Source organism: Streptomyces monashensis (genome assembly GCF_001866665.1).
GTDB lineage: Bacteria > Actinomycetota > Actinomycetes > Streptomycetales > Streptomycetaceae > Streptomyces > Streptomyces monashensis.
On the sequence record NZ_MLYO01000091.1, the window covers coordinates 45,066 to 69,888 of the forward strand.

The window sequence follows — 24,823 nt, forward strand, 5'->3', positions numbered from 1 at the left end:
GGCCCCGGCTCCCTGTCGGCATGCCGCACCCTGCGATCCGGTACGGCGCTGTCGTGCCGGAGCAGGTACGGGGATCGGCTCACGGCTGACGGCCAGTCCCTGGACTCCTGGTTCCCGGGCTGCCGGCCGGAGCCGGTCCGCGGGCGCTACGTCCCCCGGCGGATCCCCAGCGGAGCCCCGATCTCCTCCGCCATGACCCGGCCCGCCTCGAACTCTAGGGTCTCGTCGCCCATGGTGGCCTGGTCGGTGTCCAGGCCGTCGAGCTCTTCCAGGGGCTGGTTGAGGCGGACGTGGATGAGGACCGACTGGAGGGCGCGCAGGACGGAGGAGGCCGTGGGGCCCCAGTTGGAGAAGTAGGAGAACTGCCACCACCACAGGGCCTCGGTGGTGCGGCCCGCGCGGTAGTGGGCCATGCCGTGGCGCAGGTCGGTGATGAGGTCGGCGATGTCGTCGGAGATGCGGGCCGGGACCGCGGGCCTGCGGGGCTCGTAGGGGTCGAAGACCTCCGAGTACACGTCCACCGGCTCCAGCAGGCGGGCCAGGTTCTCCCGGAGTTCGTCCACGTCCGGCTCCGGACCCAGGTCGGGCTCGTAGCGCTCCTCGGGGACGATGTCCTCGTGCGCGCCCAGGCGGCCGCCGGCCAGCAGCAGTTGGGAGACCTCCAGGAGGAGGAAGGGCACGGTCGAACCGGGCTCGTCGCCTCTCGCCACCTCTGTGACGGCCACCAGGAAGCTCTCGACCTGGTCCGCGATCTGGACCACGAAGTCGTCCGGGTTCTGCGTCGAGTCGTGCAGTGTGGCGTCAGACATCTAGGAGTCGTCTCCCCTCGAAGGCGCGGCCGAGGGTCACCTCGTCCGCGTATTCCAGGTCGCCACCCACCGGGAGGCCGCTGGCCAGGCGGGTGACCTTCAGGCCCATGGGCTTGATCATCCGGGCGAGGTAGGTCGCGGTGGCCTCGCCCTCGAGATTCGGGTCCGTCGCCAGGATCAGTTCCGTGACCGTCCCGTCGGCCAACCGCGCGAGAAGTTCTCGTATACGCAGGTCGTCGGGGCCCACACCCTCGATCGGGCTGATCGCGCCGCCGAGCACGTGGTAGCGCCCGCGGAACTCGCGGGTGCGCTCGATGGCCACGACGTCCTTCGGCTCCTCCACCACGCAGATGACCGACGGGTCGCGGCGCGGGTCACGGCAGATGTTGCACAGCTCCTCCTGTGCCACGTTGCCGCAGGTCGCGCAGAAGCGGACCTTCGCCTTCACCTCCAGCAGGGCCTGGGCGAGGCGCTTCACGTCCGTCGGCTCCGCCTGGAGGATGTGGAAGGCGATCCGCTGCGCGCTCTTGGGACCGACGCCGGGCAGCCGCCCCAGCTCGTCGATGAGGTCCTGGACCACGCCTTCGTACACCGGACCGCCCTTCCTGGAGACCTTTCGGTACGTACCGTAGTTGGCCCGGGCTCAGAACGGCAGACCGGGGATGCCCGTGCCGCCGCCGAGCCCCTGGGCCAGCGGGCCGAGCTTCTGCTGCTGGAGCGACTGCGCGTTCTCGTTGGCCGCGTGCACGGCCGCCACGACCAGGTCGGCGAGGGTCTCGGTGTCGTCCGGGTCCACCGCCTTCGGGTCGATCTTCAGCGCGCGCAGCTCGCCCGCGCCGGTCACGGTGGCCCGCACCAGACCGCCGCCCGCCTGCCCGTCGACCTCCGTGTTCGCCAGTTCCTCCTGCGCCCGCTGCAGGTCCTGCTGCATCTTCTGGGCCTGCTGGAGCAACTGCTGCATGTTGGGCTGGCCACCACCGGGGATCACGATCAGCTCCTCTGCGCTCTTCTCGGATTTCTCCGCCGCCTTCTCGGATTTCTCCGCTGAGCATGAGCCTACGTGGTCCACACCGCCCCCGCCCCGCCACTCTTTCGAGTGAGAACCCCAGCAGCCCTATACCTGATCAAGGCCCTCTTCCGGGCGGAAAACCTGGGAAAGGCCCCTCTTCGCCACCCATTGGGCGGTAGGAAGGGTGCCGCGCGTCGGCAGAGATCGGCAGGAATTGTCACGCAATGTAATCAACCGTGGTCAGTAGGGTCAGTAGGGAGTGCCGGGTGGGTCAGCCGGAGATGCAGCCCGAGCGTCCGCCTCAGGACGGGCGGGGCGAGGGCTCGGCCGGGCTGCGGCCGGGCGACCTGACCGGGCGGCCCTTTCCGCTCGGGGACTGGGGCGAGCCCGCCGAGCGGCTGGACGAGCTGTACCGGTGGGCGGAGTGCGGGGCCCTGCGGACGGCGTCCTGGTATCTGCGCGACCGGGTGTGGAAGCGGCGGGGTGCGCGCCTGCTGCGGGGCGGCGCGGCGGCGGGCGTGGCGGCCGGCGCGGCCCTGCCGCTGCTGGATCTGACCGGGGTGGCGCACGGGGTGGCCCCCTGGGGCTGCCTGGCGCTGCTCCTCGCGGTCGCGTGCGTCGGCATCGACCGGTACTTCGGCGTGACCTCCGGCTGGATGCGGGACGTCGCCACGGCACAGGCGGTCGCGCGTCGGCTCCAGGCGTTCCAGTTCGACTGGGCCTCCGAGAGCATCCGGGAGGTGCTGGGCCCGGCGGAGGGCACGGCGGGCGAGGCGGCCGAGCGGTGTCTGGGCGTGCTGCGCCGGTTCTCGGAGGACGTCACCGAGCTGGTGCGCACGGAGACGACCGACTGGATGGTCGAGTTCCGCACCGGGTCCGCGCCGCTGGGCATCCAGACGGCGGTGTCGGCACCGCCGAGGACGGAGCCGGGAGCCGCCGGAGGCCGCTTCCCCCTGCCCCCGGCGAACGGCTCGCGCCCGAACATGCCCAGGCAGCGCCCCCCGGAACCACGATGACCCACCGACCGCCACGCCACCCTGTCCTCACTGCTTGGTGTACGTCAGGCTCTCCCCGCCGCCCGCCTGCTGCCGCTTCAGCGCGTCGCCCGGCAGCAGGGTGATCTCGGTGGCGGCGCCCGGTGTGCAGGAGGAGGCGGGTTCGCCGGAGCTGACGGTGGACGGCCCGACCTCCAACGGGCCGTTTCCGCTGGGCCGTTGGACGAGTTTGGCCTCGAAGACACAGTGGTACGTCCCGCCGCCGTCGGTCGGCCCGTCCGCGACCAGGGTCAGCACGGTGTCGCCCACCTGCCCCTGCCGGATGGTCAGCCGGCGGATGTTGACTCCGCCGGAGCTGTCGATGCTGGTCCGCCAGTCGCCCAGAAAGCCCGCCGGGACCGCCCCGTCCGAGGACACGGAGGAGGAAGAGGAGGGGGAGGACGGTACGGAGGTGCCGGAGCCGGACGAACCCGACGCCCCGCTGTCCGCGGCTGCCGAGGTCACGCCCGGCGACGGGGTCCCGCCGCCCTTGGCCTGCCCGCCGCCGTTCAGCAGCGCGTACACCGAGCCGCCCGCCCCCAGCGCCACGATCAGCGCGATCACGACGAGCAGCGCGGTGGAGCGCCCGCTGCGCCCCTCCGCCTCCTCCGGGGCGGACCCGGACCCGCCGCCGTACGCGTCGTAGGAGGGGTACGGCTGCTGCGGGTATCCGTAGCCACCGGGGCCCTGGGGCTGGGGGTATGTGGGAGCCGGCTGGGGGTACGGCGGCACCGGCTGCGGGTGCTGCTGCGCCTGCCCGTAGCCGAACTGCGTGGGCGCGGACGCGGCCCCGGGCGCCGACGTCTGCCCCGCCACGACGGTGGGCGGCCGGTCGCCGCTCCCGCCGGTCTCGCCCCCGTCCCCCTCGTCGGAGGCGGCGGCATGCTCGGGCGAGCCGCCGCGGCCCCCGCCGTCGACGGCACCGCCCGCACCCGCCGGGGCCGAAGCCGGGGCGGCACCCAGCGTGGGCTCCTCCACCTCCAGCAACTGCACGGCGTGCCGGCCCAGTTGGGCGACCAGCACCCCGGGCAGCCAGGGGTCCCGGGACCGGCCCCCGGACACGGTGTCCTCCGCCCCGGTCCGCTCCAGGATCACGTCCAGCGACGGCCGGGCCGCCGGGTCCTTGCGCAGGCACCCCCGCACCAGGTCGGCGATCCCCTCCGGCACCCCCGTGAGATCCGGCTCCTCCTGGGCGATCCGGAACATCAGCGCGTGCCCGCCGCTGCCCGCGGTCCCGAAGGGCAGGGCGCCGGTCGCCGCGTACGCCAGCACGGACCCCAGGCAGAAGACGTCGCACGCGGGGGTGATCCGGTCGCCCCGCACCTGCTCGGGCGCCATGAACCCGGGCGACCCCACCAGCGCCCCGGTCCGGGTCAGGCCTTCCTCGCCGCCGCCCGGCGAGGCCGTCTCCAGCGCCCGGGCGATCCCGAAGTCGATGACGCGCGGCCCGTCGATGGTCACCAGCACGTTCGAGGGCTTGAGGTCCCGGTGCACGATCCCCGCCGCGTGGATGTCCTTCAGCGCGTGCGCGAGCCCGGCCGCCAGGATCCGTACCGAGCGCTCGGGCAGCGCCCCGTGGTCGCGGCCGACGACCTGCTGCAGGCTGGGCCCGGCCACGTACCCGGTCGCCACCCAGGGCACGGCGGCCTCGGTGTCCGCGTCGAGCACGGGAGCGGTCCAGTACCCGCCGACCCGCCGCGCGGCGGCCACCTCCTGCCGGAAGCGGGCCCGGAACTCCTCCTCGCGGGCCAGCTCCTCGCGGACGAGTTTCACGGCGACGGTACGGCCCCGGTCCGACCGGGCCAGAAACACGTGTCCCATCCCACCGGCACCCAGCCGCGCCAGCAGCCGGTACCCCCCGATGAGCTGCGGATCCCCGGGCCCCAGCTTCTCCATGTCTCGCGCCGCCCTCCCCATACGCCCCTGATGGGCAACGGACCGAGAATAGTGCGGTCGCACAAGGAGTCGAGCAGGCCCGCCTCCACGGTTCCGTAACGGGCCGGCCGGCCTGTTCCGGGCCCTCCGGGAGCCGCCGTTCGACAACCTGTCGCAAAAACCCCCTGTCCACGGAACAAGACGCCGATAGGCCTTCCGCATCGCGGACATTTACGCTCGGCCGCATGACCCCTCAGCCCCATCCCGAAGCCGGTGCCGCGGTGAAGGCCGCGGACCGCGCGCACGTCTTCCACTCCTGGTCGGCCCAGGACCTCATCGACCCGCTCGCCGTCGCCGGCGCGGAAGGGTCGTACTTCTGGGACTACGACGGCAAGCGGTATCTGGACTTCACCAGCGGGCTCGTCTTCACGAACATCGGCTACCAGCACCCCGAGGTCGTCGCGGCGATCCAGGAGCAGGCGGCCAGGATGACCACCTTCGCGCCCGCGTTCGCCGTCGAGGCGCGCTCGGAGGCGGCCCGGCTGATCGCCGAGCGGACCCCGGGCGACCTGGACAAGGTCTTCTTCACCAACGGCGGCGCCGACGCCGTCGAGCACGCGGTGCGCATGGCCCGCCTGCACACCGGCCGCCCGAAGGTCCTGTCGGCGTACCGCTCGTACCACGGCGGCACTCAGCAGGCGGTCAACATCACCGGTGACCCGAGGCGGTGGGCGAGCGACAGCGCCGCGGCCGGTGTCGTGCACTTCTGGGCGCCGTACCTCTACCGCTCCCGCTTCTACGCCGAGAACGAGGAGCAGGAGACCGCGCGCGCCCTGGAGCACCTGGAGACGACGATCGCCTTCGAGGGCCCCGGCACCGTCGCCGCGATCATCCTGGAGACCGTCCCGGGCACGGCCGGGATCATGGTCCCGCCGCCCGGCTACCTCGCCGGTGTCCGCGAGATCTGCGACCGCCACGGCATCGTCTTCGTCCTGGACGAGGTGATGGCGGGCTTCGGGCGCACCGGTGAGTGGTTCGCGGCCGACCTGTTCGGTGTCGTGCCCGACCTGATGACCTTCGCCAAGGGCGTGAACTCCGGTTACGTCCCGCTCGGCGGTGTCGCCATCTCCCAGGAGATCGCCGAGACCTTCGGCAAGCGCCCCTACCCCGGCGGCCTGACCTACTCCGGCCACCCGCTGGCCTGCGCCGCCGCCGTCGCCACGATCGACGTGATGGCGCGCGAGGGCGTCGTCGAGAACGCCAGGCGCCTGGGCGCCACGCTCCTCGGCCCCGCGCTCGCCGAGCTGGCCGAGCGCCATCCGAGCGTCGGCGAGGTCCGCGGCACCGGCATGTTCTGGGCGCTGGAGCTGGTGAAGAACCGCGAGACCCGCGAGCCGCTGGTGCCGTACAACGCGGCCGGCGAGGCGAACGCCCCCATGGCCGCCTTCACGGCCGCCGCCAGGCAGCACGGCCTGTGGCCCTTCGTGAACATGAACCGCACCCATGTGGTCCCGCCGTGCAACGTCACCGAGGCCGAGCTGAAGGAGGGGCTGGCCGCCCTCGACGCGGCGCTGGGCGTGGCCGACGCGTACACGGTGTGACCGAACCGCGGCTGCCGCCGGGAAGACTCGAACGCGTAAGGTGACGTGCTCGTACGTAAGCAGACGAGTACGAGTACGTCACCCACCGCGTGAGGAGAGTCCCGATCATGTCCGGCAACGCCGCTGTGACGCGCAGCACGCTGCGCCAGCAGATCGCGGACGCGCTCCGTGACGAGGTGCTCGCGGGGCGGCTGCGACCGGGCCGGGCGTTCACGGTCAAGGAGATCGCCGACCAGTACGGCGTCTCCGCCACCCCCGTCCGCGAGGCGCTGGTCGACCTGTCCGCGCAGGGCATCCTGGAGGCCGACCAGCACCGCGGCTTCCGCGTGCCGGAGTACTCCGTCACCGACTACCGGAACATGATCGAGGCCCGCAGCCTGGTCACCGACGGCATGTTCCAGGCGCTCACCACCGGCCACCCCGCCTTCCGCACCCCGCCCGAGGACCCCCGCACGACCGCCGCGCTCACCACGGTCCGCCGCCGCGGCGAGGAGGCCGCGCGGGCCGCGACAGCGGGCGACCTGACCATCCTCATCGGCTACGACCTGCGTTTCTGGCGTGAGCTGAGCGCCCTGTTCGGCAACCCGTACCTGGGCGACTTCCTGCACCGGCTGCGCGTGCAGTCCTGGGTCTGCGCGGTCCAGCACCTGCTGCGCCTGCCCGACCTGCGCGGGCGCCTGTGGGCCGGGCACACCGAGCTGGTCGACGCGCTGGCCCGCCGCGAGGCCGACACCGCACGCCGGATCGTCGCCGCCTCCAACGCCCACTCCCTCGCCCTGCTGGAGCACCTGACCAACGGGTGATCGAGCAGTACCCTTCCCTGACCACCTTCTGTGTGCGAGTGATGTGTGCGAGGAGCCCTCTTTGGCCTGTGACCTGTGGCTGGTGCCGCTCGTGGATGTGTTGTGCCACACCCCGGACAATCCGTTCGCCGACGAACTCGCGCAGTACAACAAGGCACTGGCGGAGGCCGGCCTGCCGCCGGTGCCGGTGTACCAGTACATGCCGGGCCTGAACGGCGAGGTCGCCCCGGTGGCCGGCTTCGACTACGACGCCCTGCACTTCCTGCGCCGCGCCTACCTCCTCCAGGCGTGCGGCCTGCCGGTGACCCCGGTCGGCGAACTGGGCAGTGACTACGAGCAGTTGCTGGAGATGTTCGAGTCCACGGCCCAGCAGTCCCACCTGGTCTGGCACTACGACCACGCGGGCGCGTACGTCCCCGTCGACTTCCCGCACCCGCTGTCCAACGACGAACTCCTCGCGGGCGGCGGCCCGTTGGGCAGCGCGCAGAGCCTGCTGCGGGAGCTGGAGTACGTGGCCCCGTCGCTCGGCATCGACCCGGCCAACCCCCCGGCCGCCCCGGCGCCCCCCACTGCCCCCACGGAGCTGGAGGAACCGGCGGTCCCGGCGCCCTACGACCCGAGCCCCTTCGCCCGCGAACGGCACGTCTGGCTGGGCCTGCACGCGGCGGCGACCCGCTCCCTCGCCCAGGGCTCGATGATCGTCTTCAGCTGACCGGCGGCCGTGAGCCGTCGGCCCCGGGCACCCCGCCGGGAGACGACGAGGCGGGCCACCGCCCGCAGGAGCAGTGACCCGCCGTGCCCGCCGGGTGGACGCGGTGGTCTAGAAGACCGGCGTCCCCGCCTGCGTCAGCTTCCAGTTGACCTTCGCGAAGTCCGCCGGGTCCAGCGCCTTCTTCGCCGTCACGTAGTCGATCATCAGCTGCCGGATCTCGGTGGTCGAGCTGTAGGCGATCGGCGCCGAGCCGATGTGCGGGTAGCCGGAACCGCCGTTCGCCCGGTAGTTGTTGACAGCCACGACGAACACCTGGTCGGCGGCGACCGGGGCACCGTTGTAGGAGAGGTTCTTGATCCGGGACCCCTCGGGCTGCGCGATGTCGATCTCGTAGTCGACGCCGGCGGCCACGTCGTACATGTAGTCCCAGAAGCTGTTGGCGTTGGTCAGCGTCGCGGTGTCGACCTTCGTGCCGGCCGGGACCTGGTGGTAGTACTTCGCCGCGTACTCCAGGTAGTCCTTGAGCTGGGCGCCCGTCAGCTTCTTGCCGTACAGGGTGTTGTCGTAGATGTAGAGCCCGGCGATGTCCTTGATGGTGACGTTGCCCTTGGGGATGTCGGCGGTGCGGCTGAAGGGCGCGGCGACGGAGATCAGCGGGAGGGCGGCGTCGGCCGCCGAGAGGCCCGCCTTGACCGTGTCGGCCTGGACCTTCTGGATGAAGTCCATGATCGGCACGTCCTTCCAGCAGGAGTCGGCCGCCGAGAGGTCCTCGGTGCAGGTGCCGACCGCCGTGTTGACGTACTTCACGACCAGCTCGTGGTCGGCCTCCAGGAGCTTCTTGATCTCCGGGTCCTCGTCCACCGTGTTGGGGTTGAGGGTCTGGGCCTTCTTGCCGACGACCTTCCAGCGGCCGCGCTCCAGCTCGACCTCGAAGTCGAAGACGCTGAGCCGGTAGCCCCAGCAGTACGGCTCGGAGAGGAGGACCTCCTCGCCGGTCTCCGCGTTCTTGACGGTGTACGACGGCACCTCGACGTGGGTGTGGCCGACCAGGATCGCGTCGATGCCGGGGACCTGCTCGGCGACGATGTTGGAGGCGTTCTCGACGTACGGCAGCGCGTCGCCGTACGAGGACGAGCCGTCCAGGCCCGAGTGGTCGGTCAGGAAGACCACGTCACAGCCGAGCGCCCGCAGCCGGGGCACGTACTTCTTCGCCTGCTCCACCAGCCCGGGGAAGACCATCTTCCCGCTGACGTTGTCCTTGTCCCACAGGGCGATCCCGGGGTTGGTGAGCCCGAGGATGCCGACCTTGATGTCGGGGGCGCCGGGCACGCAGATCCGCTTCACGGTGTACGGATGGAACGCGGGCTTCAGCGTCTTCGCGTCGAGCGCGTTCGCGCCGAGCAGCGGGAAGTGACACTGCTTCTCGAACCTGCGCAGCGTCTCGATGCCGTAGTTGAACTCGTGGTTGCCGAGGGCGGCGGCGTCGTAGCGCATGTGGTTCATGGCCACGGCCATCGGGTGCCGGGGGCCCTTCTTGCCGCCGGTCCCGGTGATGGGGTCGACGCGCGCGAAGTAGTAGGCGAGCGAGGTGCCCTGGATGATGTCACCGGCGTCGACGAGGAGGACTCGGTGCTCGCCCTTGGCCTCGCGCTGCTGCTTGATGAGCGTGGCGACCCGCGCGACACCCACGGAGTTGCCCGCCTTGTCGCTGTAGGCCGCGTCCTTGTAGTAGTCCCAGTCGAAGACGTGGCTGTGCAGGTCGGTGGTGCCGAGGATGGAGAACGACCAGGTGCGCGGCGTGTGTTCGCGCTTTCGCTCGGCCGCCTGCGCGGGCGCGGCGGCGACGGTCCCGGCCGCGGCGACGGCCGCTCCGGTGACGGCCGACTTCTTCACGAACTCCCGGCGGTTCATGGGACTGACGGGCATTCAGGGCTCCTGGAGCGAGGACGAAAGGGAGGAGTGGGCGGAACGCGGCGGCAACTACCCGCGTAGATGCTTGCCTTGGACTCTTCCCCTGAGAACCACGAACAACCCAAGGGCCGGTCAAGGAACTTCATGTCCATGACCGGCCCGTGAAGCGGGGGCGAACTCCCGGGAACTAGAGGAACGAGTTGATCTCGATCGTCTCGTCCCGGCCCGGGCCCACGCCGATCGCGGAGATCGGGGCGCCGGACATCTCCTCCAGGGCCTTGACGTAGTTCTGGGCGTTCTTCGGCAGGTCCGCGAAGGACTTGGCCTTGGTGATGTCCTCGCTCCAGCCCGGCAGCGTCTCGTAGACCGGCTTCGCGTGGTGGAAGTCCGTCTGCGAGTAGGGCAGTTCCTCGACGCGCCTGCCGTCGATCTCGTACGCCACGCAGACCGGGATCTGCTCCCAGCCGGTCAGCACGTCCAGCTTGGTGAGGAAGAAGTCGGTCAGGCCGTTCACGCGGGTCGCGTAGCGGGCGATGACGGCGTCGAACCAGCCGCAGCGGCGGTCACGGCCGGTGGTGACACCCCGCTCGCCGCCGATGCGGCGCAGCGCCTCGCCGTCCTCGTCGAACAGCTCGGTCGGGAACGGGCCGGCACCGACGCGGGTGGTGTACGCCTTCAGGATGCCGATGACCCGGCTGATCTTCGTCGGGCCCACGCCGGCGCCGGTGCAGGCGCCGCCCGCGGTCGGGTTGGAGGAGGTGACGAAGGGGTACGTGCCGTGGTCGATGTCGAGGAGGGTGCCCTGACCGCCCTCGAACAGCACGACCTTGTCGTCCTCCAGCGCCTGGTTCAGGACCAGGACGGTGTCGGTGACGTACGGCTTGATCTGCTCGGCGTAGCCCAGCAGCTCCTCGACGACCTGGTCCACGGCGATCGCGCGCCGGTTGTAGAGCTTGGTCAGGAGCTGGTTCTTGACGTCGAGGGCCGCCTCGACCTTCTGGGTCAGGATCGACTCGTCGTACAGGTCCTGGACCCGGATGCCCACGCGGTTGATCTTGTCGGCGTAGGTCGGGCCGATGCCGCGACCGGTGGTGCCGATCCTGCGCTTGCCGAGGAAGCGTTCCGTCACCTTGTCGACGGTCACGTTGTACGGCGTGATGATGTGCGCGTTACCGCTGATCAGGAGCTTGGACGTGTCGACGCCACGCTCGTTCAGACCGCTCAGCTCGGAGAGCAGGACCGACGGGTCGACGACGACACCGTTGCCGATGACCGGCGTACAGCCGGGAGAGAGGATTCCGGAAGGGAGAAGGTGGAGCGCGTACTTCTGGTCGCCCACGACGACCGTGTGGCCGGCGTTGTTGCCGCCCTGGTAGCGCACTACATAGTCCACCGAGCCACCGAGCAGGTCGGTCGCCTTCCCCTTGCCTTCGTCACCCCACTGAGCACCGAGCAGCACAAGTGCGGGCACGCGCGTACACCCCTTCCGGGCGGGGCATGTCCAAGGTCGGGGGCGTGGGCGTAAGGTTCACCGCCGCGTGCCACAGCGACCGCCGTTGGTCGCACAACCGTCGGACCGGATGCCCCGGAATAGACGAAGCCCCTGGCGCAATAGCGCAAGGGGCTCTTGCACAAAGATGCTACCCGAGGAAGCGAGGCAGGACCGAGGTGGCGACTTTCGCGATGTCCGACCAGCTGCTGGTGATCATCGATCCGGCGGCACGGCAGACGGACGGCGAGTCCGTTCGCATCGCGAAAGACGTGCTCAGCGCGGGTGCGGCGGCGAAAGTGTGCCTCCCGGACGGCCCGGCGGAATTCGCCCGGGCGCTGGGCCGAAGGGGTTCACGCCGGCCGGTGGTCATCGGCGACGACCACGCTCTGCTACGAGCGGTCACGCTGCTGCACCGCGAGCGCGAACTGGCCGGATGCGGTCTGTCCGTGGTGCCGGTCGGCGAGGCCGGAGAAACGTCCCTGACGCAGTCGCTGGGCGTGCCCGGCGGCGCGGTGGCGGCGGCCCGGGCGGTCCTGGACGGCACGGAACGGCGGCTGGACCTGCTGGTCGACGACAGCGACGGAGTCGTCCTGACCGGGCTGGCGATCCCGCCGGCCCGGCGCGTCCCCGCGCCCGAGCCGGTGGCGTCGGCCGCCGGCCGCTGGTACCGCACCCTGCTGGCCCGCACCCTGCCCGCCCGTCCGCCCCGGCTCCCGGCGGTCCCCGCACCCGGCCCCACCCGGCTGCGCGTGCAGCTCGACGGCGAGACGCTCGTGGACCTGGACGAGCCACTGGAGTCCCTGACGGTGACTCCCGGGGCACCCGGGACGTCCGGCGGCGGCACGGCCGAGGTGGAGTTCCGCCCGCTGTCGGTGGGCGCCGAGGCGACCCCGCTGCGGGCCTGCGGGCGCACGGTGACGGTCACGGGCCCGGACTTCCGCTACCGGGCCGACGGAGCCGTCTCGGGCCCCGTACGCAGGCGTACCTGGCGGCTGGCGGAGGCGGCCTGGGGGCTGGTGCTGCCGTCCTGAGGGACTCCAGCGCACCACCCCTAAAGGTCTGCTGACAAATATTTAACCCGGCCGACCCCTTCCCGTGCCCCCGGCTCGTCCACCATCCTGCTGCATCAGGACCCACCAGGACACACGGACCGGACACGGAGGGGGCCACCCGATGGCAGTGGACGAGGGCGTTGCCCCGGCGGCGGAGGCGGATGGCCCGGATGCGGTACACCGGCTGAAACCCAACGCCGTCGGGTTGCTGGGAGTCGTCTTCATGGCCGTGGCGACCGCCGCGCCGATCACCGCGATGACCGGGAACGTGCCCTTCATGGTGTCGTCCGGCAACGGGATCGGAGCACCCGCGAGCTATCTCGTCGCAATGGTCGTCCTGGCAATCTTTTCCGTCGGTTTCACCTCGATGGCGAAGCACATCACGTCCACGGGCGCCTTCTACGGATTCATCTCGTACGGGCTCGGGCGGACCGTCGGGCTCGCCTCCGGGATGCTCGCGACCTTCGCGTACGTCGTCTTCGAGCCCGCGCTCATCGGGATCTTCTCGACCTTCGCCACGACGACCCTGAAGGACCAGACCGGCGTGCACATGCCCTGGTGGACCTTCGCCGTGCTGATGCTCGCGATCAACGCGACCGGCACCTGGTTCGGGGTCAGCGTCGCCGAGAAACTGCTGGTGGTGCTGCTGGCGACCGAAGTGACCGTGCTGGCCGCCATGGCGGTGTCGGTCGCCCTCCACGGCGGCGGCCCGCACGGGTTCACCTTCGCGCCCGTCGACCCGGTCAACGCCTTCAAGGGCACGTCCGCCGGGCTCGGGCTGTTCTTCGCCTTCTGGTCCTGGGTCGGCTTCGAGTCGACCGCGATGTACGGCGAGGAGTCGCGCGACCCGAAGAAGATCATCCCCAAGGCCACGATGATCAGCGTCCTGGGCGTCGGCGTCTTCTACGTCCTCGTCTCCTGGATGGCCATCTCCGGCAACGGCGAGGCCGAGGCGGTGAAGGCGGCCTCCTCCGCCAACCCGCTCGCGATGTTCTTCAACCCCACCGAGCGCTATGTCGGGCACTGGGCGGTCGACGTCATGCAGTGGCTGATGATCACCGGTTCGCTGGCCTGCGGCATGGCCTTCCACAACTGCGCCGCCCGCTATCTGTACGCCCTGGGGCGCGAGGGCGTCCTGCCGTCGCTCAAGCGCACCATCGGCCGTACCCACGCCCGGCACGGCTCGCCGCACATCGCCGGGCTGGTGCAGACGGCGGTCACCGCGGTGCTGCTCGGCGCGTTCTGGGCCGCGGGCAAGGACCCGTACACCGGCACGTACGTCCTGCTCGCCATCCTCGGCACCATGGCGATCCTCGTCGTGCAGGCCGTGTGCTCCTTCGCGGTGCTGGCCTACTTCCGCTCGCACCACCCCGAGAGCCGCCACTGGTTCCGCACCTTCACCGCGCCGCTGCTCGGCGGCGTCGCGATGCTCGGCGTCGTCGTGCTCCTCGTGTCCAACATGGGCGCGGCAGCCGGGCCCGAGTCCGGTTCGCTGGTGCTGAAGGCGACGCCGTGGCTGGTGGCCCTGGTCGCGGCGGCGGGCGTCGGATGCGCGCAGTACCTCAAGCGGCGCTCCCCCGAGCGGTACGCGCTGCTGGGACGGACGGTGCTGGAGGAGACGAAGGAGCGCTGAGGGCGCTCAGTCCCCGAACCGCTCCTCCCGGTACACCCGCCACCGCTCCATCATCAGGGCCACGTCCTGCTCGATGAACTCGAAGAAGGCGAGTGTCTGCGCGAGCCGGCGGCCCGAGGGGGTGTCGGCTCCGAGGCTGGCGACGCCCTCACGCAGGGCGTCCTCCCAGCGCTTGATGATCGCCTCGCGGCTGGTGAGCGCCTCGTACCACTGGTCGCTGTGCACCCGGTAGCGCTCCCGGCGCGAGCCGGGCTCCCGCTCCCTCGACACCATGTGGACCTGGGCGAGATAGCGCACGGCGCCGGAGACGGCGGCGGGGCTGATCTGCAGTTGCTCGCTCAGCTCGGCCGAGGTCAGAGTGCCGGTGTCGGAGGCGAGCAGGGCCGCGAAGACGCGGGAGGGCATGCGCTGCATCCCGGCCTCGACCAGCTGCGCCGCGAACCGCTCCACGAACCGTGAGACCGCCTCGGGGTCCCGCGCACTCCCTGACTCCGTCCCGCTCCCTGACTCCGTCATGTCCCTCACCCTATCCGGCGTTCATGCACTTCCTTAACTTCACAAATTTCTGAAAGAAGCGTACGTTCTGAAGCATGACCCAGGCCATCACGGTCTCCGGACTCCACAAGTCCTTCGGCCGCACCCACGCGCTGAACGGCCTCGACCTGGACGTCGAAGCCGGTGAGGTGCACGGCTTCCTCGGCCCCAACGGCGCCGGCAAGTCGACCGCCATCCGCGTCCTGCTCGGACTGCTGCGCGCCGACGCCGGCGCCGCCCAGGTGCTGGGACGCGACCCCTGGCGGGACGCGGTCGAGGTGCACCGCCGCATCGCGTACGTCCCCGGCGACGTCACCCTGTGGCGCAGCCTCTCCGGCGGCGAGGTCATCGACCTCTACGGCCGGCTGCGCGGAGGACTCGACCAGCGGCGCAGGGCGGAGCTGATCCGGCGCTTCGAGCTGGATCCCGCCAAGAAGGGCCGCACCTACTCCAAGGGCAACCGGCAGAAGGTCGCCCTGGTCGCCGCCTTCGCCTCCGACGTCGACCTGCTGATCCTGGACGAGCCGACCTCGGGCCTGGACCCGCTGATGGAGGAGGTCTTCCAGGCTTGCGTGGAGGAGGAACGCGACCGGGGCCGCACGGTCCTCCTCTCCTCGCACATCCTCAGCGAGGTGGAGGAGCTGTGCGACCGGGTCAGCATCATCCGCAAGGGGCGCACGGTGGAGAGCGGCTCGCTCACCGACCTGCGCCACCTCACCCGCACCAGCGTCAGCGCCGAACTCGCGGGCCCGCCGAACGGCTTGGCCCACCTGCCGGGCGTGCACGACCTCGACGTCCAGGGCCGCCGGGTGCGGCTCCAGGTCGACACCGACCACCTCGACGCCGTACTGCGTTCGTTGAGCGCCACGGGGGTGCGCTCGCTGACCTCGACCCCGCCGACGCTGGAGGAGCTGTTCCTGCGGCACTACGCGGACGAGGTGACGGCATGAGCCGCCAACTGGCCGGTACGGGCACGCTGTTGAGGTTCGCACTGCGCCGCGACCGCGTCCTGCTGCCGGTCTGGGTCGCGGTGAACGCCCTGATGGTCCTCTCCATGCCGGACACCCTGAGGACCCTGTACGCCACCGCCGCCCAACGCGCCGATCTCCGGCACCAGATGACCGGCAACGCCTCGCTGCGCGCCATGGTCGGCCCGGTCTTCGACGACTCGCTCGGCGCGCTGACCGCCTGGCGCGTCGGGGTGTACGCGGGTGCGCTCGCCGCCGTCATGAGCCTCCTCGTCGTTCTCCGGCACACCCGGGACGAGGAGGAGAGCGGGCGGCAGGAACTGATCTCCTCCGGCATGGTCGGACGCCGGGCTCCCCTGACCGCGGCCCTGCTGGCGGCCGCCGTCGCGAACACGGCCCTGTGCGTCCTGATCGTGGCCGGACTCGCCGGGCAGGGCAGGGCCGGTGCCCTGGCCCTCGGGCTCGGCGTGGCGGGCGCGGGCATGGTCCTCGCCACGGCGGCGGCGATCACCGCCCAGCTGACCGAGAGCGCCCGGCTCGCCCGGGGGCTGACGGCGGCGGTGCTCGGCGCGGCCTTCGTGCTGCGCGCGGCGGGCGACGCGGCCTCCTCCGCCGGCTCGTCCGTCCTGACCTGGCTCTCTCCGCTGGGCTGGCTGGAGAACCTGCGCGCCTTCGCGGCCGAACGCTGGTGGGTGCTGCTGCTGTTCGCGGCGGCGACGGCCCTCCAGACGCTGGTGGCCTACGCGTTGGCGGGCCGCCGGGACATCGGCATGAGCTTCCTGCCGACCCGGCCGGGACCGGCGGCGGGCCGCCTCGGCACGGCCGGCGCCCTGGCCTGGCGGCTGCAGCGCGGCAGCGTGCTCGGCTGGTCGACCGGCTTCTTCCTCGCCGGCGTCGTCTACGGCGGGCTGACGGACGGCGCGGCCAGGCTCGTCGGCGACAACGCCCGGGCCCGGGAGATCTTCCAGCGCATGGGCGGCCGGTCGGGGCTGACGGACGCCTTCCTCGCCGCGATGATCGGCATGCTCGGCCTGGTCGCCGCGCTCTACGTCGTCTCCTCCGTGCTGCGGCTGAACGGCGAGGAGACCTCCGGCCGCGCCGAACCGGTCCTGGCCGGCGCGGTGGGCCGGCTGCGCTGGGCCGCCGGCCACCTGCTGATCGCCTTCGGCGGCTCGGCCCTGATCATGCTGCTCGCCGGCCTGGGCTTCGCCGTCGGCTACGGCAGGCAGATCGGCCCGGTGCTGGGCGCATGCCTGCTCCAGGTCGCCGCCGTCTGGGTGATCGGCGGCCTCGCCGTCCTGCTCCACGGCGTCCTGCCGCAGGGCGCTCCCGCCGCCTGGGGCGCGGCGGGCGCGGCCCTGCTGATCGGCTGGATCGGCCCGGCGCTGAACGTCCCCCGTGCCGTCCTGGGCCTCTCCCCCTTCGGCCACCTGCCGAAGCTCCCCGGCGGACACCTGGACTGGACTCCCGTGGGCGTCCTGCTGGCCCTGGCGGCCCTGCTGGTGGCGGGCGGCCTGGCGGGCCTGCGCCGCCGCGACCTGGCCGGCTGAGCGCGCCGGTCAGCCGACCACCACGGGCAGCCCTTTCAGTCCGCGCATGACGAAGTTGGGCTTCCGCTCCGGTTCCGCGGCCAGGGCCAGGGCGGGAGCCCGCTCCAGCAGGGCCCGCATCGAGGCGCCCAGCTCGATCCGGGCCAGGGGCGCGCCGATGCAGTAGTGGATGCCCGCGCTGAAGGAGATGTGCGGGTTGTCCGCACGCGTCAGGTCCAGACGGCCGGGGTCGGTGAAGACCGCCGGGTCGTGGTTGGCGGAGCCGAAGAGCATGGCGATCTCCGAACCCCTCGGGATCGTCGTACCGCCGATCTCGATGTCGTCCAGCACCCAGCGCTCGAAGAGCTGGAGCGGGGTGTCGTAGCGCAGCAGTTCCTCGATCGCGGACGGGATCAGGGAGTGGTCGCCGCGGAGCGCGGCGAGCTGGGCGGGGTTGCGGAACAGCGCGAACCAGCCGTTGACCGTCGCGTTGACCGTGGCCTCGTGCCCCGCGTTGAGCAGCAGCACGGCCGTGGAGATCATCTCCTGCTCGGTCAGCCGGTCGCCCTCGTCGTGAGCGGCGATCAGCCCGGAGATCAGATCCTCCCCCGGCTCCGCGCGCCGCGCCGCGATCAGTTCGCGCAGGTATTCCGAGAACTCCACGGAAGCCCGGACGGCCCGGTCCGCGGTCTCCTGCGACGGGTTCAGCTCGTACATCCCGCAGATGTCCGCCGACCAGGGCCGCAGCGACGCCCGGTCCGCCTCCGGAATGCCCAGCATCTCGGCGATGACGGCGACGGGCAGCGGCTCGGCCACCTCCGCGAGCAGATCCCCGCCGCCCTCCCGGACCAGCCCGGCCACCAACTCGTCCGCCAGCCGGCGCACATACGGCGCCAGCCGCTCGACCGTCCTCGGCGTGAACGCCTTCGACACCAGACGCCGGATCCGCGTGTGGTCCGGTGGCTCCAGATCGAGCATCCCGTGATCGTTGAGCGTGTGGAACGGCTCCTGCTCGGGCGGGGGCGCGCCGCGCCCGAAGTCCTCGTGCGAGAACCGGTGCTGGTACGTCCGCCCGAGCCGCCGGTCCCTGAGCAGCGCCGAGACGTCCGCGTGGTGCGGGACCAGCCACTGGTCGGTCGCCTCGTACCGGATCACCCGGCCCCGTGCCCGCAGCTCGGCATAGGCCGGGTACGGGTCGGTGAGGAACGCCGGGTCCCAGGGATCGAAGGTCACATCGGTAGCGCCAGCCATGCGCGGACGCTAACCCGCCGGGCGGGCCCGTGACCAGGGGGTCCGGCGGGACGATGCGGGGCGGCGGTCCCGGCCCCGCTCCCCGTGGCGTGCCGGCGCTCGTCGTGCACGAGCGAGATCCGACCCGGGCCCCCGTCACCGCAGACGGTCCGGAAAGCGCCCCGCTCCTCCCCCGCGGCGCGCCCTCGCGAACCGCCCGACACCGGGTCAGGCCGGTGTGACCAAGCGTGCCTCGTACGCGAACACCGCCGCCTGGGTGCGGTCCCTCAGGCCCAGTTTCACCAGGATGCGGCTCACATGGGTCTTGATCGTCGACTCCGCCACGACCAGCCGCTCGGCGATCTCGGCGTTCGACAGGCCCTGGGCGATCAGGATCAGGACCTCCGTCTCGCGTTCGGTCAGTTCGCCGTAGGTCGCCTGGGCCGCCGGGATCAGGCGCGGGGGTTCCGAGAGGCGGGAGAACTCTGTGATCAGGCGTCGGGTGACCGAGGGGGCGAGCAGGGCCTCGCCCGCGGCCACCACGCGGACACCGTCCGCCAGTTGCCGGGCCGAGGCGTCCTTGAGGAGGAAGCCAGAGGCGCCCGCGCGCAGGGCCTGGTACACGTACTCGTCGAGGTCGAACGTCGTCAGGACCAGCACCTTCGCCGCCGCGTCCGCCGCGACGATCTCCCGGGTCGCCTCGATGCCGTTCAGCTCCGGCATCCGGATGTCCATCAGGACGACGTCCGGGGTCAGTTCGCGAACCCGGTCCACCGCCTCCCTCCCGTTGACGGCCTCGCCGACGACCTCGATGTCCGGCATCGCGTTCAGCAGGACCGAGAAGCCCTCGCGGACCATCATCTGGTCGTCCGCGATCAGTACGCGGATGGTCATGCGTCCCCTTCGCTCGCGGCGGCCGGCACCGGCAGGAACACCGTCACCTCGTAGCCCCCGTCGTCCGTCGGGCCCGCCGTCATCTCGCCGTTCAGCATCGAGACCCGCTCCCGCATGCCCGTCACCCCGTGCCCGGCGCCGGGCGAGGTTTTGATCAGGTGGGGGGCGGGGGGCGGGGCGTTGACGAGGCGCAGGCCCAGGCCGCCGAGAACGTAGCCTATTTCCACCCGGGCGTCCGCTCCCGGGGCGTGCCGCAGGGTGTTGCTCAGCGCCTCCTGCACGATGCGGTACGCCGACAGCTCCACGCCCTGCGGGAGTTCGCGGACCGCGCCCGTCACGGCCTTGTCCACCACCAGGCCTGCCTCGCGCACATTGGCCAGCAGCCCGTCCAGGTCCGCGAGCGTGGGCTGCGGGGCTTCCGGCGCCTCGTAGTCCTCCGCGCGGACGACGCCCAGGACCCGGCGCAGCTCGGTCAGGGCCGCGACCGCGTTCTCCCGGATGGTGACGAACGCCTTCTCCAGCTCGGGCGGCGGATTCTCCACCCGGTACGGCGCCGCCTCCGCCTGGATGGCGACCACCGACATGTGATGGGCGACCACGTCGTGCAGCTCGCGGGCGATCGTCGTGCGCTCCTCCAGCAGCGTGCGGCGTGAGCGCTCGTGCGCCGTCACCGTCTGCTGCGCGGTCATCTCCTGCTGGGCCTCCCTGCGTATGTGCCGGACCGTGACGATCAGCAGGAGCAGAGCCGACAGGAACAGCATCGGGGCGGTGTCCGTGCCGTACCCGCCCCCGTCGGATCCCATGTCGCAGAGGACGCCGAAGACCGCGGTCAGCGTCCACATCCAGGCCGCCGTACGCGGGCGGGTGCGCAGCGCGACGACCGTCAGCACCAGCAGGTGGGAGAGGAAACTGGCCGGCGCCCACGGCCAGCTGCCCTCCCCTCGGCCGATGACGGACGTGACGACGGTGCCCGCGAGGGACACCCAGAACGCCCCCACCGGACGCACCAGGGTCAGCAGCACCGGCACCAGCGCGCAGAGCCCGCACAGCAGGGCGAGCAACGGCGCTTCCTCGTCCGCCATGGCGACGAACAGGGCCACCGCACCGCCGAAGGCCACCAGCAGGTGCCGGGACCAGGCGCCGTACTCCCGCATCCGGCCCGGCAGGCGCCGGGTGAGCGGGCCCGCCTCGCCCAGCCGGGGCAGCGGGTCGTACCTGAAGGCGTCCTGGAACAGGTCCTGCCGCAGACCGCGCAGGGCGTTCGCGGCCAGCTGCCTCTCGGGGCTGTGGCGCCGGCCGGCCCGGCCCGGCGGTGTCGTCTGCGTGTGCGTCGTCTCGGTCACGTACAGAACGGTAGGCCGAGGTCATGGTCGCGGTCGTCCCCTTGGAGAGGGGTCCTGCGAGGTCCCTCTCAGGTACTACGGGTCGCCCCTCCCGGGCGGACCAGGCCCGACTCGAAGGCGAAGACCGCCGCCTGCGTACGGTCGCGCAGGCCCAGCTTCACCAGGATCCGGCCGACGTGTGTCTTCACGGTCTGCTCGGCCACGACCAGCCGCTCGGCGATCTCCGCGTTCGACAGACCCTGTGCGATCAGCGCCAGCACCTCCGTCTCCCGTTCCGTCAGATCGCCGATGCGCTGCTTGAGCGGGACCCGGTTCCTGCCGTCCATGCGGGAGAACTCCGCGATGAGCCGCCGGGTGATGCCGGGCGCGAGCAGGGCGTCGCCCGCGGCCACCACCCGTACCGCCTCGGCCAGCTTGTCCGCCGAGGCGTCCTTGAGCAGAAAGCCGGAGGCACCGGCCCGCAGCGCCTCGTACACGTACTCGTCCAGGTCGAACGTGGTCAGCACCAGCACCTTGACCGCGGGGTGCTCGACGGTGATCCGCTGGGTCGCCTCCAGGCCGCCCATCTCCGGCATCCGGATGTCCATCAGCACGACGTCCGGGGCCAGTTCGGCGGTCCGGGCGATCGCGTCCAGCCCGTCCACCGCCTGCCCGATCACCTCGATGTCGGGCTGGGTGTTGAGCAGCACGGTGAAACCCTGCCGGACCATCTCCTGGTCGTCGGCGATGAGTACACGGATGGTGCCGGCACCGCTCGTCATGAGGACTGTTCTCCTGTCGGGGGCTCGGGGCTGTGCGGGTCGGGATCGGGGTCGGGTTCGGGGTCGGGGCCGGACGCGGAGGGGCGGGCCGGGGCCGTCGGCTCCGGGGTGCCCTCGCGCGGCAGGAACGCCGTCACGCGGAAGCCGCCGTACCGGTCGCCCGTCGCGACGACGTGTCCGCCCAGCATCGCCGCCCGCTCCCGCATCCCGAGCAGACCGTGACCACTGCCGGGGGACGGCGGGGCCGGGCGGGTGGGGCGGGAGTTGGCGACGTCCAGGCATATCCCGTGCGGGTAGTGGAGGACCTCCACGGTGACCGAGGCGCCCGGGGCGTGCCGCAGGACGTTGCTCAGCGCCTCCTGGACGATCCGGTACGCGGACAGCTCGACACCGGGCGGATAGCCGCGCGGCTCGCCGTCCGTCTTCATGACGACCTCCAGACCGGCCGCCCGGGTGTTCTCGATCAGCGCGTCCAGCCGGGCGAGGTTCGGCTGCGGGGCGTCGGGGGCCGGGCCGGTGCCGGGGGCGGACAGCCGGTAGGTGTCGTCCAGGGCCTCCGGGTCGTCCGGGCCCGCCGAGCGCAGGACACCGAGCACGCGGCGCAGCTCGGTCAGCGCCTCCAGGGCGTTGTTGCGGATGCCCGCCAGGTTCTCCCTCAACTCCTCGGAGGGGTTCTCGACGAGGTGGGGGGCGACCTGGGCCTGGATCGAGATCACCGACATGTGGTGGGCGACCACGTCGTGCAGCTCACGCGCGATACGGCTGCGCTCCTCGAGCAGGGCACGGCGGGCCCGCTCCTCCGCGGTGATCGTCGTCTGCTGGGCCAGCTCCGCCCGGGCCTCGCTGCGGCTGCGCAGGGCGGTGCCGATCAGCACCGCGACGGCGAAGAGGGCGATGGCCACGACTCCGGTCGGGGAGTATCTCTGGGCGCCGATCGGGGCCTCCAGCACCCATGTCAGCGCGGCGGTGATGCCGAACGCGGCGAGCGTGCCGCGCAGGCGGGTGCGCAGGGCGAGGAGGGCCAGCACGACGATCTGGGCCAGCATGACGGGCGCCGGCCAGGGCCAGCCGACGCCGGGGGACGCGTCCGTCGCGAGATGCGGGCGGGCGAGAAGGGCGGTGAGGAAGGCGGCGGCCAGGGACGCGGCCCAGGCGGGGGCGGGGCGCCAGATCGCCAGGACGACGACGGCCCCCTGGACGAGGCCGAGGAGCCAGCCGACGGCGGTCGTCAGCCGGTACTCGTTCGCCAGCTGCTCCCCGCCGCCCAGGCCGATCCCCAGCGCGGCGTACGCGATGAACAGGTAGACGAGGAGGCGGAGCCAGCGGTGCCGGGCGAAGGGGGGTGACTGGGGGGAGGGGTTCTCGCCGAGCCAGGCGCGCAGGCGGCGCCGTCGGCTGGGGGTGGGCGTGGTGGGCTCGGCCGGGGTGGGTTGGGGTGCGGGGCGGCGCTGTCGGTCGTTCTCGTCGTCGGCGGCCGCGGGCTTCACGAGGTCAACCTTAGGCATTGCGCGGGGTCTTTGCCGGGGGCAGGTGGCGGCGGACCACGTGCGACGTGCGGTTCCGGGGGCGGCGCGGGCCCTGTTCGTGGTGCCGGAAGGCCGTCCAGCACAGGGCCAGGACCAGAGCGAAGACGGGGAGCCAGGCGAGGCGGTGGATCACCCAGTCCGGCGAGTCCGGTGCGGTGTGCAGACCGGGCAGGCGGCCCGCGGTGAGACCCGTCGCGGTCGTGGTCATCATGGCCGTCTGGTGCCACAGGTAGATCGTCATCGCCGAGAGGTTGACGAGGGCCGTCGCCGCCCAGAGCAGCGGGCGCTTCATCGCGCGGCGCAGCCGGTCGCGCAGGAGCAGGGCCAGGCCGCACTGGGCGAGACCGAAGGAGACGGCCGCGAGCGTCGGCGGGTCGAGGTTGGAGATCCTCGCGCCGGGGACGCCGACCATCGACGCCGGGTAGCCGGCGAGGCCGACGAGCAACGCCGTGGCCGTCGTACCGCCGAGGAGCAGGACCCAGGCCGCGCGGCGGGTGTCCAGCTCGCCCCGGGTCCAGGCCGCGCCCAGCGTGTACGGCACGAGCCAGCCCGCCGGCAGGTTCAGCCAGGCGAGCCAGGAGGGGCCGAGGTGCAGGCCGAAGCGGAGCAGGTCTACGTGCAGGACGACGGCCAGCGGCCAGAGGGGGTTGAGGCGGGTGAGGAGCGGGGTGGCGGCCGTCAGGGCGGCGAAGACCAGCAGGAACCACAGCGGGGACAGGGCCAGTTTGACCAGGGCCTCGATCGTGGCCGGCGGGGTGCCGGTGAGGAGGAGGGCCGTGGCGGCCGCCGCCCACAGGCACAGCAGCGCGGCCACCGGGCGCAGCAGGCGGGCCAGCCGGGCGCGCAGCCAGGCGCCGTAACTCTCGCCCCGCGCCCGGGCCGAGGCCAGGCTGCGCGTGGCCACATGGCCGCCGACCAGGAAGAACACGGCCAGGGTCTGGAACAGCCAGGAGACCGGTGCCAGCCATGGCATGTGCTGGAGCGGGCTGGTGGTGTGCAGGCCGCCGTCCCTTGCCACCAGCGCGGTCACCAGCCAGTGGCCCAGGACGACGCCGAGGATCGCGAAGGCCCGCAGGGCGTCGACCGCACGGTCCCGGTCGGCCGGAGTGGCGGAGTCGACCTGGTGGGCGCCGCGGCGCAGAGCGCGGAGGGGGTGCGGGGCGTGCGAGGGGCGAAGGAGAGGGCGTCGAGAGGGGTGGACGGGGTCGTCGACGGGGTGGAGTACGGCTGGCTCAGGCACGGGTCACCTCCGAGGTCTCGCCGAGGGTGATCCGGGCCAGGTTGGCGAGGGAGGCCGAGCCCGGGGTGAAGTAGCCGCTGTGCTGGACGTCGCCGGCGTCGAAGACCCGGGCGCCGAAGGCGCGGGAGACCGGGTCGGTGCCGAAGCCGATGGTGGTGCCGAACAGGTGGGCGCTGGTGTGCGGGACGTGTGCGATCCAGTCGTCGCCGCCCCGGGCCGCCCAGACGCGGGCGCGGGTGTGCAGGGCGGCGGCGGAGCCCGCTCCGGTGCCGGGGCTGCCGACCAGGGCGATGTCGTCGGCGTCCAGACCGGGGGCGGCCCGGCCGCAGACGACCGAGCCGTAGGAGTGGCAGAGCAGGGAGAGGTGGGCGTGCGGCCCGGTCGCGGCGCGCAGGTCGCGTACGAACGTGCGCAGGCGGGGGGCGGCTTCGTCGGCGCGGGTGGTCGTGGTGACGGTGGTGCTGACCGTGGCCGGGGTCTCGTAGCCGAGCCAGGCGACGACGGCGACGCCGGTGCCGTGGGGGGCGCGGTGGGTGAGGTCCGCGTACAGCGCCGCGGCGGCCTTGTGGAAGCGGGCGTAGGTGTCCAGGGAGGTGTCCGAGCCGGGGACCAGGACGGCGATGCGGTCGGCGCGGGGGAGGTCGCCGAGGACCTCGGTGGCCCGGCCCGTGCCTCGGCCGTCGAAGGCCAGGAGGTCGCGGGAGGCCAGGGCGCGGTCGGCGGCGGCGCGGTCGGTGTCGCCGTGCGCCGCCGCCATGGCGGCCGCCGCGGTGGCGTCGGCTCGGTTGGCCTCGTAGGTCTTCCGGAGCGTGGTCGCCGTGAGCGGGGGCAGCGCGGAGGGGCGGGGGGCCGGGATCCGGGGGTGGG

At 72.2% G+C, this 24,823-nt stretch carries 22 protein-coding genes; 8 read left to right on the forward strand and 14 right to left on the reverse strand.

Annotation, left to right across the window (positions count from 1 at the left end; all coding sequences use genetic code 11):
- Nucleotides 1–146: 146 nt before the first annotated feature.
- Genes BIV23_RS41080 through BIV23_RS41090 form a run of 3 tightly spaced genes read right to left on the reverse strand, consistent with a single transcriptional unit; the run spans nt 147 to nt 1,797 of the window.
- Complete coding sequence (locus BIV23_RS41080) at nt 147–809, reverse strand: DUF5063 domain-containing protein (protein WP_071386105.1); 663 nt, start codon at nt 807–809, stop codon at nt 147–149.
- Nucleotides 802–1,401, reverse strand: a complete 600-nt coding sequence (gene recR, locus BIV23_RS41085; RefSeq protein ID WP_031164801.1) for a recombination mediator RecR — start codon at nt 1,399–1,401, stop codon at nt 802–804. Before recR ends, BIV23_RS41080 begins: the two co-directional genes overlap by 8 nt.
- Nucleotides 1,402–1,452: 51 nt before the next feature.
- Complete coding sequence (locus tag BIV23_RS41090) at nt 1,453–1,797, reverse strand: YbaB/EbfC family nucleoid-associated protein (RefSeq protein ID WP_071386106.1); 345 nt, start codon at nt 1,795–1,797, stop codon at nt 1,453–1,455.
- Nucleotides 1,798–2,084: 287 nt separating this feature from the next.
- Between BIV23_RS41090 and BIV23_RS41095 the strand changes: the two genes are divergently transcribed.
- Nucleotides 2,085–2,834, forward strand: a complete 750-nt coding sequence (locus BIV23_RS41095) for an SLATT domain-containing protein (RefSeq protein ID WP_071386107.1) — start codon at nt 2,085–2,087, stop codon at nt 2,832–2,834.
- Nucleotides 2,835–2,861: 27 nt separating this feature from the next.
- Here BIV23_RS41095 and BIV23_RS41100 read toward each other — a convergent pair whose 3' ends face one another.
- A complete protein-coding gene (locus BIV23_RS41100; protein WP_071386108.1) occupies nt 2,862–4,748 on the reverse strand; it encodes a serine/threonine-protein kinase in 1,887 nt (628 codons plus the stop codon).
- A 224-nt stretch (nt 4,749–4,972) separates the two neighbouring features.
- Here BIV23_RS41100 and BIV23_RS41105 point away from each other — a divergent pair, with 224 nt between their 5' ends.
- The 3 genes from BIV23_RS41105 to BIV23_RS41115 all read left to right on the forward strand — a co-directional run bounded on the left by BIV23_RS41105 (nt 4,973) and on the right by BIV23_RS41115 (nt 7,843).
- Nucleotides 4,973–6,328, forward strand: a complete 1,356-nt coding sequence (locus BIV23_RS41105) for an aspartate aminotransferase family protein (RefSeq protein ID WP_071386109.1) — start codon at nt 4,973–4,975, stop codon at nt 6,326–6,328.
- A gap of 107 nt (nt 6,329–6,435) precedes the next feature.
- Complete coding sequence (locus BIV23_RS41110; RefSeq protein ID WP_071386110.1) at nt 6,436–7,131, forward strand: GntR family transcriptional regulator; 696 nt, start codon at nt 6,436–6,438, stop codon at nt 7,129–7,131.
- A 61-nt stretch (nt 7,132–7,192) separates the two neighbouring features.
- Complete coding sequence (locus BIV23_RS41115; protein ID WP_071386111.1) at nt 7,193–7,843, forward strand: hypothetical protein; 651 nt, start codon at nt 7,193–7,195, stop codon at nt 7,841–7,843.
- A gap of 108 nt (nt 7,844–7,951) precedes the next feature.
- Here BIV23_RS41115 and BIV23_RS41120 read toward each other — a convergent pair whose 3' ends face one another.
- Together BIV23_RS41120 and BIV23_RS41125 are read right to left on the reverse strand one after the other, a co-directional pair.
- Nucleotides 7,952–9,769 (reverse strand): bifunctional metallophosphatase/5'-nucleotidase, encoded by a 1,818-nt coding sequence (locus BIV23_RS41120; RefSeq protein WP_071386112.1) that lies wholly within the window; start codon nt 9,767–9,769, stop codon nt 7,952–7,954.
- A gap of 172 nt (nt 9,770–9,941) precedes the next feature.
- Entirely contained in the window at nt 9,942–11,225 is a 1,284-nt protein-coding gene (locus BIV23_RS41125) for an adenylosuccinate synthase (RefSeq protein WP_071386113.1), read from the reverse strand.
- 212 nt (nt 11,226–11,437) lie between these two features.
- Between BIV23_RS41125 and BIV23_RS41130 the strand changes: the two genes are divergently transcribed.
- Both BIV23_RS41130 and BIV23_RS41135 read left to right on the forward strand, forming a co-directional pair.
- Nucleotides 11,438–12,277, forward strand: coding sequence for a diacylglycerol kinase (locus BIV23_RS41130; protein WP_177240226.1), 840 nt, complete (start codon nt 11,438–11,440; stop codon nt 12,275–12,277).
- A 142-nt stretch (nt 12,278–12,419) separates the two neighbouring features.
- A complete protein-coding gene (locus BIV23_RS41135; RefSeq protein ID WP_071386115.1) occupies nt 12,420–13,931 on the forward strand; it encodes an APC family permease in 1,512 nt (503 codons plus the stop codon).
- 6 nt (nt 13,932–13,937) lie between these two features.
- On the opposite strand, the gene BIV23_RS41140 is transcribed toward BIV23_RS41135, so the two are convergent.
- The gene (locus BIV23_RS41140; protein WP_071386130.1) at nt 13,938–14,447 is read right to left on the reverse strand and encodes a GbsR/MarR family transcriptional regulator; all 510 of its coding nucleotides are present in this window, start codon (nt 14,445–14,447) and stop codon (nt 13,938–13,940) included.
- A gap of 74 nt (nt 14,448–14,521) precedes the next feature.
- On the opposite strand from BIV23_RS41140, the gene BIV23_RS41145 reads away from it, so the two are divergent.
- Complete coding sequence (locus tag BIV23_RS41145; protein WP_071386116.1) at nt 14,522–15,415, forward strand: ABC transporter ATP-binding protein; 894 nt, start codon at nt 14,522–14,524, stop codon at nt 15,413–15,415.
- Nucleotides 15,412–16,983 (forward strand): ABC transporter permease, encoded by a 1,572-nt coding sequence (locus BIV23_RS41150; protein ID WP_071386117.1) that lies wholly within the window; start codon nt 15,412–15,414, stop codon nt 16,981–16,983. The genes BIV23_RS41145 and BIV23_RS41150 overlap by 4 nt, the downstream gene beginning before the upstream one ends.
- Nucleotides 16,984–16,992: 9 nt before the next feature.
- On the opposite strand, the gene BIV23_RS41155 is transcribed toward BIV23_RS41150, so the two are convergent.
- The 7 genes from BIV23_RS41155 to BIV23_RS41185 all read right to left on the reverse strand — a co-directional run.
- Nucleotides 16,993–18,213, reverse strand: a complete 1,221-nt coding sequence (locus BIV23_RS41155) for a cytochrome P450 (RefSeq protein ID WP_071386118.1) — start codon at nt 18,211–18,213, stop codon at nt 16,993–16,995.
- A gap of 207 nt (nt 18,214–18,420) precedes the next feature.
- Nucleotides 18,421–19,086, reverse strand: a complete 666-nt coding sequence (locus BIV23_RS41160; RefSeq protein WP_071386119.1) for a response regulator — start codon at nt 19,084–19,086, stop codon at nt 18,421–18,423.
- A complete protein-coding gene (locus tag BIV23_RS41165; protein WP_071386120.1) occupies nt 19,083–20,429 on the reverse strand; it encodes a sensor histidine kinase in 1,347 nt (448 codons plus the stop codon). Before BIV23_RS41165 ends, BIV23_RS41160 begins: the two co-directional genes overlap by 4 nt.
- Nucleotides 20,430–20,497: 68 nt before the next feature.
- Nucleotides 20,498–21,190 carry a response regulator gene (locus BIV23_RS41170; protein WP_071386121.1) on the reverse strand — a complete coding sequence of 231 codons (693 nt, stop codon included), beginning with the start codon at nt 21,188–21,190 and terminating at the stop codon, nt 20,498–20,500.
- Nucleotides 21,187–22,677: a sensor histidine kinase gene (locus BIV23_RS41175; RefSeq protein WP_245790898.1), complete on the reverse strand. Its 1,491-nt coding sequence runs from the start codon at nt 22,675–22,677 to the stop codon at nt 21,187–21,189. Before BIV23_RS41175 ends, BIV23_RS41170 begins: the two co-directional genes overlap by 4 nt.
- A gap of 10 nt (nt 22,678–22,687) precedes the next feature.
- A complete protein-coding gene (locus BIV23_RS41180) occupies nt 22,688–23,857 on the reverse strand; it encodes an acyltransferase family protein (RefSeq protein ID WP_071386132.1) in 1,170 nt (389 codons plus the stop codon).
- Nucleotides 23,858–23,948: 91 nt separating this feature from the next.
- On the reverse strand, nt 23,949–24,823 hold an 875-nt coding region (locus tag BIV23_RS41185; protein ID WP_071386122.1), incomplete at its 5' end, for an alpha/beta hydrolase.